This window comes from Sulfuriroseicoccus oceanibius (assembly GCF_010681825.2).
Classification (GTDB): domain Bacteria; phylum Verrucomicrobiota; class Verrucomicrobiia; order Verrucomicrobiales; family SLCJ01; genus Sulfuriroseicoccus; species Sulfuriroseicoccus oceanibius.
Genome location: NZ_CP066776.1, coordinates 528767 through 542372 on the forward strand (window position 1 = coordinate 528767; position 13606 = coordinate 542372).

Annotated in this window: 9 protein-coding genes; 6 read left to right on the plus strand and 3 right to left on the minus strand. The window is 59.0% G+C overall.

Annotated elements, in window-relative coordinates:
- Window positions 1–690: 690 nt before the first annotated feature.
- Entirely contained in the window at window positions 691–1647 is a 957-nt protein-coding gene (locus tag G3M56_RS02110; RefSeq protein ID WP_164365192.1) for a PLP-dependent cysteine synthase family protein, read from the minus strand.
- A gap of 201 nt (window positions 1648–1848) precedes the next feature.
- Here G3M56_RS02110 and G3M56_RS02115 point away from each other — a divergent pair, with 201 nt between their 5' ends.
- The gene (locus G3M56_RS02115) at window positions 1849–2517 is read left to right on the plus strand and encodes a potassium channel family protein (protein ID WP_164365191.1); all 669 of its coding nucleotides are present in this window, start codon (window positions 1849–1851) and stop codon (window positions 2515–2517) included.
- Between the two features lie 25 nt (window positions 2518–2542).
- Here the strand turns inward: G3M56_RS02115 and G3M56_RS02120 are convergent, their stop codons facing one another.
- Together G3M56_RS02120 and G3M56_RS02125 are read right to left on the minus strand one after the other, a co-directional pair.
- On the minus strand, window positions 2543–5827 hold the full coding sequence (locus G3M56_RS02120) for a matrixin family metalloprotease (protein WP_164365190.1): 3285 nt from the start codon (window positions 5825–5827) through the stop codon (window positions 2543–2545).
- 219 nt (window positions 5828–6046) lie between these two features.
- Entirely contained in the window at window positions 6047–6688 is a 642-nt protein-coding gene (locus G3M56_RS02125) for a DUF4230 domain-containing protein (RefSeq protein WP_164365189.1), read from the minus strand.
- Between the two features lie 78 nt (window positions 6689–6766).
- Here G3M56_RS02125 and G3M56_RS02130 point away from each other — a divergent pair, with 78 nt between their 5' ends.
- The 5 genes from G3M56_RS02130 (at window position 6767) to G3M56_RS02150 (ending at window position 13604) form a co-directional block, all read left to right on the plus strand.
- Window positions 6767–9442: a DEAD/DEAH box helicase gene (locus tag G3M56_RS02130; RefSeq protein ID WP_235203539.1), complete on the plus strand. Its 2676-nt coding sequence runs from the start codon at window positions 6767–6769 to the stop codon at window positions 9440–9442.
- A gap of 20 nt (window positions 9443–9462) precedes the next feature.
- Complete coding sequence (locus tag G3M56_RS02135; protein WP_164365187.1) at window positions 9463–10194, plus strand: SWIM zinc finger family protein; 732 nt, start codon at window positions 9463–9465, stop codon at window positions 10192–10194.
- A gap of 562 nt (window positions 10195–10756) precedes the next feature.
- Entirely contained in the window at window positions 10757–11359 is a 603-nt protein-coding gene (locus G3M56_RS02140) for a transposase (protein ID WP_164365186.1), read from the plus strand.
- Between the two features lie 158 nt (window positions 11360–11517).
- Complete coding sequence (gene xerA / locus G3M56_RS02145; protein ID WP_164365185.1) at window positions 11518–12408, plus strand: site-specific tyrosine recombinase/integron integrase; 891 nt, start codon at window positions 11518–11520, stop codon at window positions 12406–12408.
- A gap of 359 nt (window positions 12409–12767) precedes the next feature.
- Window positions 12768–13604, plus strand: coding sequence for a type III pantothenate kinase (locus G3M56_RS02150; protein ID WP_164365184.1), 837 nt, complete (start codon window positions 12768–12770; stop codon window positions 13602–13604).
- Window positions 13605–13606 lie beyond the last annotated feature (2 nt).

The following is a 13606-nucleotide window of genomic DNA, read 5'->3' on the forward strand; positions in this document are numbered from 1 at the left end:
CCACCAGCGCAGCGCATGCCTGGTCGAGGGGCGAGCCGATGACGGAGCTTTGCGAGCAACGACAGGAGTGTCGTTGGTCCATTGGGGAGTGGTCGGTCTTGCGTGTTGTGATGGAGCAACCACACTCCTGTGGTTGGGAGTGGTTCACGTCATTCTGAGCGATACAAACCAACTCACTTCAAATCCCTTCAATCCTGTAATCTGCGGAAAAAATAGCGACCGGTTGTGACCGACGCTCTCTTCTTCATCGCCGGAGCAGACCGTCCTTTGGGATCTTTGGGTCTTTGCGTGAGGCTCCTTTAGGTGGAACCACGAAGAGCGCGAAGTTCACGAAGTAGATGAGGACTCCGCCCTCATAGTCGGCAGGAATGCCGACCCACCAGCGCTGCGCATGCCTGGTCGAGGGGCGAGCCGATGACGGAGCTTTGCGAGCAACGACACGAGAGTCGTTGGTCCATTGGGGAATGGTCGGTCTTGCGTGTTGTGATGGAGCAACCACACTCCTGTGGTTGGGAGTGGTTCACGTCATTCTGAGCGATACAAACCAACTCACTTCAAATCCCTTCAATCCTGTAATCTGCGGAAAAAAATAGCGACCGATTGTGACCGACGCTCTCTCCCTCGTCGCCGGAGCAGCCCCCCTTTGGGATCTTTGGGGCTTTGCGTGAGATTCCCCGAACAACGGCGGCATCACGCTTTGCCTACGCCTTCAAAGACCTTGTGGGAGAAGTAACGTTCCATGCGGTCGGGGAAGACGGTGATGATGGTGGCGTTGTCGTCAAGATCCCGAGCGGCTGCTAGAGCGGCGCCCAGATTGAGCCCGGACGAAGGACCGACGGGGAAGCCCATTTTCCACAACTGATGGGTGAGCTCCATGCAGCGGTTGTCGTCGACAGTGAGTTCGATCAAATCTTGTGCTTCGTCGGTTTGGCGCCAGTCGGCAAACAACTGCGAGCATCCGTCGATCACGCCAGGTACGTCTTTGGAAAAGCGCAGCGAACAGCACTCGACATTGGAGGTGAACTCGCCCTCGGCGCAGCGAGGAATGGCCGCTACTGGAAGGGTTTTGCAGCCGGCCTGGGTGAACCCACGGTGCAGGCCGACGAGTGTGCCACCGGTTCCGATCCCAGAGACGACAGCGTCGATGTTGGCATCCGGAAGTTGAGCCATGACCTCGTGAGCGGTGAAGAGTTGGTGTGCTTCGGCATTGTCCGGGTTTTCGAACTGACGGGCGAGGAAGGCATCATTCTCCGCGGCGAACTCGGCGGCGGTGCGGATGACTTCGGGCATGCCGCCGCTGACCTTGCGCACTTCGCCACCGTAGGCTTGGATCATCAACGCGCGTTCGTTGGTGGCGGTATCCGGGATGAAGGCGAGGAAGCGCAGGCCCATTTGGGCGGCGGAAAGGGCTAGGGCGATGGAGGTGGACCCGGAGGATGCTTCTACCACCAGTGTGCCGGGGCCGACCTCATTGCGGCGCCAGGCTTTTTCCAGAATGTGGCGGGCGATGCGGTCTTTGGTCGAGCCGGATGGGTTGAGGTATTCGAGTTTGCACCAGATCTTCGGGGCGTCGGCAGCAATGCGTACGGGGACGAGCGGGGTGGGCGCGATGCGGTGGAGGTAGCGGTGATCTGGGAGTGGGTTCATAACGATTCGGTGGGTAGCCCCGTAACGAGTGGTGACGAGACATCCTTAGCGTCAGCGGCGGTGACTCTTTTCACAAATTCTTCATCGGCAGTAAGATGAGCGGACGCATCATTGCAATTTGAGGCAGCTCTTGGCTAGGATGATCGGGTGAATCGTTGGATTCGCTCTGTGATCGATCATTTGTTTTAGCCTGATTGCGCCATGTTTTTCATCAAAGGATTCGGACGCCTGCTTATTGTGTTGTTGGTTTACCTTTTGGTGAGTCCCTTCATCCCGATTGGTTCTGTTTCGGGGATAATGGTCCACGGCTGGCTCTCGTTGGTGTTATTGTTTGCGGCGCGGGCGGTCCAGCGTCAGCGCAACCAGCGTGGAGTGGCGTACACATTGTTAGCGCCTACTTTGGTGATCTACTGGTTGGGGATTTTCAATGTGTTGAGTTTCTCGCGTGAGGTGGCGCTGGCGTTGTTTGTGTTGTTCTACGCCTTGTTGATCTACGCGTTTTGTTCGCAGTTGGTGCAGATCCGGAGGGTGACCAAGGAAGTGATCGCAGGTGCCTTATGCCTTTATGTGATCATTGGTCTCTTTTGGGGGGCAATGTATAATCTAACGTATGCTCTGGACTCGGAATCTTTTGCCGGGAATCTGTTGGAATCGGCCGGTGATCAGACCATTCACTGCTTCAACTATTTCAGCATGGTGACCCTGACGACCTTGGGTTACGGGGACATCACACCACAGACCCAGGGGGCGGCGGCCTTGTGCCAGATGGAGGCCGTGGTTGGCCAGTTCTTTACCGCAGTGCTGGTGGCGTGGTTGGTGGGAATGTACCGCCGCACCGAGGAGGATGAGGCTGATGTATCATCCTCCTGACGAGTGATGTTCCCTGGTTGCTGGCTTATGGAGTCACGGTGCGGACGATCTGCAATCGCAGGAAACGAGGGCCCGAGCCCACGGGGATCGACGCAGTGACTTCGCGCATACCATTCGCGTCGGTGTCGCCGTAGTTCAGAACGACTCCACTGGTTGTCCACGATTCAGATTCCAAGGTATCTGAAGTTTCCACCTGATAGGAGATGTCCGCCAGACCGGTGAGTTGCTTGAAGCGTAGTTGCATTTCGGGACCATTGCCGGTGGTGACCATTTCCACGGTGGGAGCCTGGGTCATGCTAGTCGGATCGGTTCCCAAGGCATATTCGAGCAGGTTCTTCACGCCGTCGCGGTCGTAGTCGTCTGAGTCGCCGGTGAGGGGGGCTGCGGGTGGGAAGGTAGCAAAGCGCCACTCGTCCACGGGCAGGTCGGTGATGGTGACCGACGCGGCGGATGGTGATCCGATTTCGTAGGTGGAGTCGGTACTGAGAGTGAGGGTCAGGGTTTCGGTGCCTTCCGCCAGGCTATCGCGGATTGGGGCGATATCGACGGTGGTTTTTGTGTTACCTGAGGCGATGGTCGCGGTACCGGCCAAGGTGGTGATGTCGCTGCCGTTGGTGGCGGTGCCGGAAAGCGCGTAGGCCACGGCGAGGTCGGACCCGACCGTTTCGCTTGCGGTGATTTCAATCTGGCCGTGGTTGGCGAGATCGAGCTCGCTGGCTTCATTGTCAGTGGCAGTGGCGGTCAGGGTTGGAAGGCTAGGGATACAGCTGGTGTAGCCGCCGCTGATGGTGACGTCATCGATCCACCATCCTTGTTCGGATTTGTTGCGGTCGGTGGAGAGGAGCCAACGCACCTGGACCGGCTTACCTTGTGCCGAGATCGGGAATGTGGCGGTCACCTGTTGGTAGCCATTGGAAAAACCGGACCACGCCTGGCGTCCCGCGATGGATGCGGACGATGGGTTTCTGATGGCATCTACATAGCCGCCTTGGGTGAATGTACCTCCGGCTGTGACCCAGTCCTGCCACGCGCCACCATCGATCGAGATTTCGAGAACTCCTCCGTCGTACTCCGGTTCGAAAGCGAATTGATGGCTGAACTGAAGCGTCGCCGATTGGTCGGCCGGCAATAGAATGCTTGGAAGCGTCACCGTGGCGTCCGTGTCTCCCGAGCTGTCGCTGCAGAAGAGCGCTTTGGTACCTGTGTTGGGCGACGTGCCGGTGACGGCCCACTGGGTCGCTCCCGTGGTGGCCGCGGACCAGCCTGCTGGCAGCGAGCCGACACTGAGGGTTTCGAAGCCTTCGTTGATCAGCTCGGAGGGAGTACCAATGGTGAACGATTGGCGCAGCTCGGCTGGCGATCCATTTGAGGCGGATGCGGTGATGACGATCTCTGGTGTGCTTCCATTATCGCCCTGATGGCGGAACTGAAGGTACGCAGTGGCGGAGCCACCGGGGGCCAGGTCTCCAAGGGTGTCTGATGAAGTGACGCGCACCAGGTTGGTGGCTGCTTCCAGGGTGACTGCGGTGTCGGTAGCTGTGAGCGATCCTGTGTTGGTGAGGTCGACAGAGATGGTGATGAGTTCGCCCTGATCAACGGTTTGGTTAGCGGGTGCGCAACTCTCCGAGATTAGTTGGTAGTTGCTCAGCCCGAGGCTCGGAGCAATGGCTTCGATATCGACGGAGAGTTGGTAGACTTGAGGGGAGTCGGATCCATCGCCGAGGACTTGTACGTAGTAGTCCGCGCCCACTGATGATGCATTGAAAGTGACAGACTCCGTGGATCCGGTGGCGCCATCGTTCACCGAATGAAGAACGGTCGAGCCGTCCGCTGCGAATACTTTGAACTGCAGATCCTGCTGCAACGCAGCTTCAAAGAGAGTCTCCTCCGGCTCGGTGGGGCCGACCATGTAGCTCTCACTAGCCGGGACGATCTGCACGGTCGCACTGCCGGTGGAACCTGCGGTGAAGCGGTAGGTGTCTACGTCGGATGCATTGGCGATGCTGGCGTTCTGCGAGGTGAATGCATTGCCGGACGATACCGATCCGATGTCCGTGGCGCGGGCGGTGGATTCGTTATCCGTGCCTGAAGCGTGGCGTTCGTACGAGTCGCCATAGGATGACTGAATGGTGAGGACATCGTCGAACTGAGGGCCGGCAAATGCGGACGTCGCCAAGGCTTCCATCAGCTTGGTTTTATCACGCGGGAAGATGTGTCCAAACCCGAGACCGTGGCCGAGTTCATGGGCGATCACATTGCGGGTGAACTGACTATTGACGTTGCCGTTGAAGATCAAGCCATCGCCGGTGTCGATGACCATGTCGCCATAATCCGGGTACCAGTTATAGGCGAGGGTGCCGGCGTCGCCGTCGATGTACTTGCCGCCGATACGGATGTCACCGCGCACGCCGAGCTGGCCGGCGCCTTCACTGGTATAGATCTGGATGGCGCCATCGTCGTTTGGTTCGTAGACGAAGCGGACACCTGACTCTTCGCTCCACTCGGCGAAGGCGTCCACGAACATTGGGAACCAAGGTTGGTCCTCCGGTTTGCTGGACGAGGGATGGGTGCCATAGGTTTCGTTCAGCTTGGCGATCAGATTGCTGGTGCTGTCCGGGTCAAATGTCTCTCGATTGGGAATGATGGTGCCATCCGGGATAATGCTCCACGTGAGAGTGATGACGGTGCCCTGCGGGCCGGCCGGGCCATCGGTTGCGTTGTTGAGCCAGCGATCTTCGATGGTGGCGGTTGAGTCGAGCGCGGTTTGCGGGTCGCTGGAAATCGCGGCCGAGCGCACATCGTGAAAGAGTTGTCGTTTGATTGCCGGGGTGGCCTCGTGCCAGCAAAGCGATGGCAAGTAGCGGGTGGGCGCAACCTGTGTGAAGTCGGCGTAGTCGATCAGCTCCTGTTGGAGGTCGACGGGGATGGAAATGAACCTGTCGTGAGGAATTGCGGAGGCCAGAATGGTGGCTGCCTTCTCACTAATCTCGTGGTGGTCGATGAGGTGGGCGAATGCATCAGCACCCCAAGTCTGGCGGTTTGCTGCTTGTCGTGCGGAGCGTTGGTCAGCCACCGCGTGCGCAGCCTCACTGGAGGCTCCGCAGCCACAGGAGCAGCCCGAGTGATCTGGGGCGGAGTTGGCTTCCCAGATGTTAGTTTCTTCCTCGGCTAGCGTTTGTTGTAGAGGTTCGGAGGATGGCCCGCTTGGATCAGAGGCCGTCACCGTGGTGGCTTCGTGTTTGTCGCAACCGATCAGCAGCGCTGACGAAACGACAGTCATCAATACCTTTTCAAACGCTCGACTTTTCATGGTGGGGGATGTCTAGCGAACCATAATAAGCCTATGACGATCAACGGTTAAGCTGTCGTCAAATTTTACCGTAAGGGACAATTTTATAAAACTGGAGATCCCTTTAGTTGCTAGATCTACCCCATTAGCATGTCTTGTATTTCCCCTAAAGTGCCGGGGCGCCCATTGTACTGAAATTATAGCAACCGCTCGGGCAATGATTGCTATAGATGTAGCCTGTTAGTGGGCTACGCGCCGCACTTCGATAGGAGTGCGGCGGGTGCGATCGATGACCGGTTCGATCGCGTTGCGCAGTTGCTCTATCAGATTGCGGTCGGCTTCTTCGAGCAGTCCGCTGTTAAGAGCAGTGGCATCCGCGCGCTTTTTGAGCTCCTTCATAGCGCGGTTGCGGTCTTCGTTGTTGAGGCGGTTCCAGAAACCGTTTTCATCCTCGATGATCCGCATGTCACTCGGTTCATTCGAGAGGATGACCGGGTCGGACAATGTGGCGGTGAGAGGCTGGCCGTTGTCAGGCAGCATCAACTGTAGAGGAGAATCGAGCACATAGCCGGCTTTGGCGGTGAACACAGCTTCTACTTCCAGTTCCTTGGTGCTTCCCATCCAGGTGTGCTTGAAGTGATAGCTCTGGGTGAACTTTTTGCTCGCCAGTGCCAGTTCGGTGATCTCCTTCGAGGGTTCGAGGACGATGGTGTTTTCTTCGACGACGGTTGGTGTGAGTCCGAGCACGTTGGCTGCGGCTTTGGCGATGCGCTCCGCCTGCTTGGCCGGCCCCTCATAAATCAGGAACCAGGCGATTGCTCCAAGTACGGCCGCCAATAGGCAGGCGCCGATCCAGGGTTTCAGGCTGTGCGTTTTGCTCATACAGGCGCGGAGCGTAGAGGGCTCGGTAGTTTTGATCAAGGATGGTTTGAGATCGGGCCTATCCGTCCTTCGATTCCGGTGGACAATCCGCGGCGGGCGGGGATGATGCGCGGTATGTTTGCTGCGGATCTTCACGTGTTGCCCAATGGTCGCTTGATGGTGACGGCGGATGTCGTGCGGTCTGTGGGCCTGCCGCTGAAGGTGGCGAAGGCATTTGAGAAGTCGTCGGTGGATGGGTTGCTGGCATTGGCGACGGAGGCGGTGGGCGATGATCCGTTGCCTCCTTCGCTGGGTTACTGGCGGGCGTTCACGCGTGAGTTCCTGACGGTCTTTTGCCAGCATTCGACCGCTAGCGGGGAGGCGCTTCCCGAGCCGCGTGATTTTGACCAACGGGCATTGGCGGTGCCTCCGGGGCCTGGGGCGGAGTATGTGTCGGCGTGGTTGCTCTCAGAGCACTGGCGTGGGCTGGTCGCTCACGTGGCGGCTCATGGTGACGAGATGGACCAATGGTTGCGCCGTGTGCACCCGCTGTGGCGGATGGTCGGTCGGGTGACATTCCATCTGGCGGAGAATAAGCGGAACACGGACTATCCGTTCGCGTTTCTAGCGACCTATACGCACAAGGTTTCGGATAGCGGGCAATTGCAGTATTTGCCGCTGGGTAAAGCGTTGAAGCAATATGCCGGCGAGAAAAATGCCGTGGCGCTGAAGTCGTTGATGGCTCCGGTCCGAGCGGCTGCGGCGCAGAGCGAGTACGCGCGCCAGTTACTGGAATCGAAGAAAGTCTTCAGCGCGCTGGCGTGGAAGCCGGCGCAGGCTTTGCGGTTCATCAACGAGATTGATGCCTTCGAGCAGGCGGGCGTGATCGTGAAGGTGCCGGATTGGTGGAAGGGAAAACGACCATCGAAGGCGGTGGTGCAAATGACCATCGGCGAAGAGACGAAGTCATCGGTGGGAACGCAGGCATTGCTTTCGTTCCGGGCCGGGCTGGCCGTGGATGGCGAGCCGATCTCCGACGAGGAATGGCAGCGCATCCTCGAGTCGTCGGAAAATTTGGTCCAGATCAAGGGACGGTGGGTGGAAGTCGACCGCGAAAAGCTCGGGCAAATGTTAGCGCACTGGGGGCGCGCGGAAGCGGCGGCAGCCAGCGGCGTGAGTTTTGCCGAGGCGATGCGCTTGTTGGCCGGTTTCCGAGATCCGGCAATGGTCGGGTTGCTCGATGGCGCGCCCGAGGGAGGAGGCGACTGGTTGGAGGTGGCGGCCGGCGGGCGGTTGCGCGACCTTTTGGCTGCGATGCGCGCGCCGGACGAGGGCAAGCCGGTGGCTGCGGTGAAGGCGGAGTTGCGTCACTACCAGCGATCCGGGTTCCAGTGGTTGCAGTTGCTGAGTAGTCTAGGATTGGGGGCATGTTTGGCCGATGACATGGGCCTGGGCAAGACCTTGCAGGTGATCGCGCTGTTAGCGGGGAACCGTCGCAAGCAGCAGGCCCCGAGCTTGCTGGTGGTTCCGGCGTCGCTGGTGGGCAACTGGAAAGCGGAGTTTGAGAAGTTTGCGCCTACGATGAAGGTGTTCTACGCGCACCCATCACAGGTCGATCGGTCATTGCTCGACGACGTGGTGGCTTCGTCTGCCAACTGTCATGCAGTGGTTACGACTTACTCCATGCTCGGGCGTTTGCAGGGGTTCCAGGAAGTTGTTTGGGACACCTTGGTGCTTGATGAGGCGCAGGCGATCAAGAACCCGCGCACCGCCCAGACCCGCGACGTGAAGAAGATTTCGGCGCGGGCGAAGATCGCGCTGACGGGAACTCCGGTGGAGAACTCGGTGGCGGATCTGTGGTCGTTGTTCGATTTCCTCAACCCGGGGCTGCTGGGTACGGCGTCGCGTTTCAACGAGGCGCTCAAAGAGCAAGACGCCTACGCCAAAGTGCGGACGCTGGTGAGCCCGTACATTCTGCGTCGTTTGAAGACCGACAAGTCCGTGATCAGCGATCTGCCGGACAAGACCGAGATGCGCACCGACTGCGGTCTGACCAAGGGGCAGGCGGCTTTGTACAAGAAGTCGGTGGAGGCGCTGAAGAAGGAACTTGAGGACGACCAGCTCGAAGAGTTCCAGCGCGCGGGCCTGGTGCTGACCTATCTGATGCGCTTCAAACAAATCTGCAACCACCCGGCTCTGTGGACTGGCAGCGGCAACTATGGCGCCAAGGACAGTGGCAAGTTTGCGCGTCTGGCGGCGATTGCCTCCGAGGTGGCATCGCGTGGTGAGAAGATGTTGGTGTTCACTCAATTCCGCGAGATGACCGGAGCTTTGGCTGAGTTTTTGGCGGGTGAGTTCGGGCGTCCGGGCTTGGTATTGCACGGTGGCACGGCGGTGAAGCGCAGGCAGCAAATGGTCGACCAGTTCCAGTCCGACACGGGGCCGCCGTTCTTTGTGATCTCTCTCAAGGCGGGGGGCACCGGGTTGAACCTGACCGCCGCCTCCCATGTGGTGCACTTTGACCGCTGGTGGAACCCAGCGGTGGAGGATCAGGCGACAGATCGTGCATTCCGCATCGGTCAGAAGCGCAATGTGTTGGTGCATAAGTTCGTCGTGCGCGGAACGATAGAGGAGAAGATCGATGCGTTGATCGCCGACAAGCGGGAGATTGCCGATGAGCTGCTAGGCGAAGGAGCTGAGAAGCTGCTGACCAGGATGAGCGATGACGAATTGGTAGAGCTGGTGGCATTGAACATCGACCGCGCAGTGATTTGAAACGTTAGGGAGAAACGAGCATGTCCTGGGAGTACAACAACGAATCGGCCGCGCAACGCAAAGCGCGCATCGCCCGCGAGGTGGAGAACCGGCGTGCCAAGGGCGAGCCATTCGAGCCCATCGTGTGCGAGGTGAAGCGAGGTATTCCGGCCAAGACGTTCTGGGGAGTGGCGTGGGGCGAGAACCTGGAGTCGTACAGCGACTACGAGCACCGCCTACCGCGGGGGCGGACGTATCTGCGCGGGGGGAATGTGTTCGACCTCGAGATCAACGAGGGCAACGTATTCGCCTATGTCACGGGTGGGGAGATCTACGAAGTGACCATCGATATCGAGCCGATGTTTGACGAGCCGTGGGCGGAGTTGAAGCAACGGATCGCCGGTAAGGTCACGAACGTGGTGGATCTGATGGCGGGTGATTTGGGCGCGGGTGTGATGGAAGCGGTAACTGACCGCGAGCTCGGGTTGTTTCCGTCGCCGTCTGAGATCCGGTTTTCGTGTAGCTGTCCCGACTGGGCCGACATGTGCAAGCACGTGGCGTCGGTGATGTATGCGGTGGGCGTGCGGTTGGACCAGCAGCCCGAGCTTTTGTTCAAGCTGCGTGGTGTCGACCACCACGAGCTGATCGACCATGCGTCGACGGACGCGGACTTATCGACCGACTCCGACGAAGCCGGGATCCTGGAAGCCGGCGAACTGAGCGAGTTGTTCGGGATCGATCTCGGTGATCCGGAAAGTGCGGTCGGGGAGTGAGTTTGGTGGTTTGCTAGTGGCGGGGTTTGAGGCGCTGTGGGACAACGACAGGAGTGTCGTTGGTCCATCGCGGAATGGTGGATGAGCGTGTTGCGATGGAGCGACCACACTCCTGTGGTCGAGGTGAGGCGAGCGAGGACGGGAGGGACTTGGGACTGCGGAGCTGTCCGGCAACGACAGGAGTGTCGTTGGTCCATCGGGGAATGGTGGATGAGCGGGTTGCGATGGAGTGACCACACTCCTGTGGTCGAGGAGAGGCGAGCGAGGACGGGAGTATCTTGGAAATGCGGAGCTGTCCGGCAACGACAGGAGTGTCGTTGGTCCATCAGGGAATGGTGGATGAGCGGGTTGCGATGGAGTGACCACACTCCTGTGGTCGAGGAGAGGCGAGCGAGGGCGGGAGGAACTTGGGACTGCGGAGCTGTCCGGCAATGACAGGAGTGTCGTTGGTCCATCGCGGAATGGTGGATGAGCGTGTTGCGATGGAGTGACCACACTCCTGTGGTCGAACCGTGGGAATGTAGTATTGCGATTTGTGTCCGTTTTATGTTAGGTTTGCTGAATGTCTGACTTCTTGGATTGGAAGGTCGATATCAACCGCCATGGGCGAGATATTCCTCATTGGCAACAGGGAGAGGCGATTCAGTTTGTGACGTTTCGATTGGCGGATTCTATGCCTCAGCGTGTTTTGCGTCGCTGGTGTGATCAGCGGAAGCTTTGGATGGAGAAGAATCCCGAGCCGTGGGACGAGGCAACACGAAGGACCTATCATTCACTGTTTACTCAAGAGATGGAGCGGTATTTGGATGCAGGTATGGGTTCGTGCTTGCTCAGAGAGAGGGAGAATCGAGACGTGCTAGAGGTTGTTTTCAGAAGAGATGACCAGAGACGGGCGATTTTCTATTCATGGGTGATCATGCCTAATCATGTGCGCGTGCTGTTTTCTCCTTTAGGGGACATGGGGCGACTGCTCAAGACGTGGAAGGGCGTCTCGGCGAGACGAATCGGACGAGGCGGCATTTGGCAGAAGCATTACCGGGATACGATTATCCGCGACAGAGGGCATTTCGCCTGTGTGGTGAAGTATATTCGAAGGAATCCTGAGAACCTGAACCCAAATGATTTCAGCTTATGGGAGAGTGATCGGGCTCGAGAGGTCTCATAGAGTGGGTGATTGTTTCGGAGCTGAGAGGCAACGACAGGAGTGTCGTTGGTCCAGCGGGCGAATGGTGGGTGAGCGGGTTGCGATGGAGCGATCCTGCGGACGCGGGATCGGGTTCCCGCTTGCCTCGGGGTGTGGGATGGCTTTTGATCGGGGCGCTTATGACCAGCGAAGACGCCATTGATGAATTTATCCTGTACCTCGCGACGGAGCGTGGGTTGTCGGATAATTACCAGTTGCTGGTGCGGCGGAATTTGGAGGCGCTGGCGCGGTGGCTGGATGTGCGCGGGAAGCAACTGACGGAGGCGACGACGGACGAGTTGGCGGCCTATTTATCGGTGCGCAAGGATGATGGGCTGGAGGCGTCGTCGCTGCGGATTGTGTGCGTTTGCATGAAGGTGTGCTTCCGCTTTTTGCACGGGCGCAAGATGATGGCCGAGGATCCGGCGGAGGCCTTGTTGTCGCCGCGGCCGGTGCGGAATCTGCCCGAGACTCTGAACAGTCAAGACGTGCGCCGGTTGATCGAGTCGATCAAAGGGGCGAAGCCGCTGGATCTGCGCGACCGTATGATCACGGAACTGCTGTATGGCTCCGGCTTGCGGGTTTCGGAGCTGTTGCATGCGCGGATCGAAGATCTGGACATGGACAAGGGCGTGCTGCGGGTGACGGGCAAGGGGAACAAAACGAGGCTGGTGCCGGTGGGGAGTGCGGCACGCGAGGCGATGGAGCGCTATCTCGCTACCGGTAGACCGGATCTGGTGCGCCCGAAAACTCAGTCGCACCTTGTGCTGTCGCAGCGAGGCGGACAGCTGACGCCACATCGGATCCGGCAGATTTTACGTGAGCGGGCGGAGGCGGCTGGGCTCGATCAAAATGTGTACCCGCATTTGCTTCGCCATAGCTTTGCGACGCATCTGCTGGAGAATGGCGCGGACTTGCGCGTGATCCAGGAGTTGCTAGGTCACGCGGATATCAGCACGACTCAGATTTACACTCACGTGGATCAAAAACACCTCAAAGGCGTTCACAAGAAGTTCCACCCCCGCGGCTAACCGGAGTCCCGGTCGGGAGGATACGCGGAGTGAGGGGCGGGGACTTCGTTCGTTGAAGGGCCGCGTCGGAGTGAGTTTGGTGTGGGTGATCTGAGTGTGACCGGATCCCGGTTGGGAGGATACGCAGACGGTGGGTGAGGCTGCTGCGCAGGAGGCTTTAGTGTTAGGATCTGCCATCGGCACAAAGCATACGAACCGTGGGACGCGTGTCCCATGCTGGTATGAGATGTGCGTTCCGCACCGTCATTGAGTGAGGCAAGCCGTGGCGGCTTCCGATTCCAGCGCTGCCCGATTTCTCTAACTTTGCGATCATTTGGCTCGCCAAGTGACGGATTGGCTATGCTAGCTTTCGATTTCAAATGAGCGAGTCATCCAATCCAGATCCGGTCCGGGCGCCGCGGGTGTTGGCGATCGATTTGTCGAACCAACAGATCAAGTTATCCGGAGGCGGGGAGGGTGTGGGGCGGTGTCCGACGCCGAAGCAGGATCCGGCGGCGATGCGCGGGCTGGTGGAGAGCTGGTTGTTTGAGACGCGCTATGATGCGGTGGCGGTGGCATCGGTGGTGCCGGACTTGAAACAAGTGGTCGAGCGCGTGGTGAAGATCCACGGATTGCCATTGATTGAGGCCAACCACGAGACGGCGTCGGCGCTGGGGATGATGGATTTTTCCCACTATGCGGGTGTGGCGACCTTGGGAGATGACCGAGTGGCCAATATCATTGCGGCCTGCGATGGTGCGGAGAACGAAGCCGTGGTTGCGTTCGATTTGGGTACGGCGACGACAGTGGATGTCGCGGTTTTTACGGATGAGGGATACCGCTATCTGGGTGGATCGATTGCTCCCGGGGTGAATGCGCTGGGCACCTACCTTGGGACGATGACCTCGCAGTTGCCGACGGTGGATCCGGCGGAGATTGACGATGCGGAGACACCGGCGATCGGGACGAGCACGCGTGGTGCGATCAGTGCGGCATTGCTTTATGGCTACCCCGGCATGATAGCCGGAATCCTCGAGGCGACGCTGGCGGAGCTGGCGACGGATAATGTGCGCGTGGTGGTCACCGGAGGGGCGGCCGATCTTTTTTGTTGGGACGCGTGGCCTGAGGCTGAGCGGGATCCAAGTCTGACCGTGCGCGGAGTGGAGTTGCTTGGGATGGCTGGAATTCGGATGGACGCCGTATCCGTGAACGATTAGGC

Excerpts from the sequence above, each read along its gene's own strand:
- G3M56_RS02110 (WP_164365192.1), bottom strand. The coding sequence starts at position 1,647 with ATGAACCCACTCCCAGATCACCGCTACCTCCACCGCATCGCGCCCACC.
- G3M56_RS02135 (WP_164365187.1), top strand. The coding sequence starts at position 9,463 with ATGTCCTGGGAGTACAACAACGAATCGGCCGCGCAACGCAAAGCGCGC.
- G3M56_RS02115 (WP_164365191.1), top strand. The coding sequence starts at position 1,849 with ATGTTTTTCATCAAAGGATTCGGACGCCTGCTTATTGTGTTGTTGGTT.
- xerA (WP_164365185.1), top strand. The coding sequence starts at position 11,518 with ATGACCAGCGAAGACGCCATTGATGAATTTATCCTGTACCTCGCGACG.
- G3M56_RS02120 (WP_164365190.1), bottom strand. The coding sequence starts at position 5,827 with ATGAAAAGTCGAGCGTTTGAAAAGGTATTGATGACTGTCGTTTCGTCA.
- G3M56_RS02150 (WP_164365184.1), top strand. The coding sequence starts at position 12,768 with ATGAGCGAGTCATCCAATCCAGATCCGGTCCGGGCGCCGCGGGTGTTG.
- G3M56_RS02140 (WP_164365186.1), top strand. The coding sequence starts at position 10,757 with ATGTCTGACTTCTTGGATTGGAAGGTCGATATCAACCGCCATGGGCGA.
- G3M56_RS02125 (WP_164365189.1), bottom strand. The coding sequence starts at position 6,688 with ATGAGCAAAACGCACAGCCTGAAACCCTGGATCGGCGCCTGCCTATTG.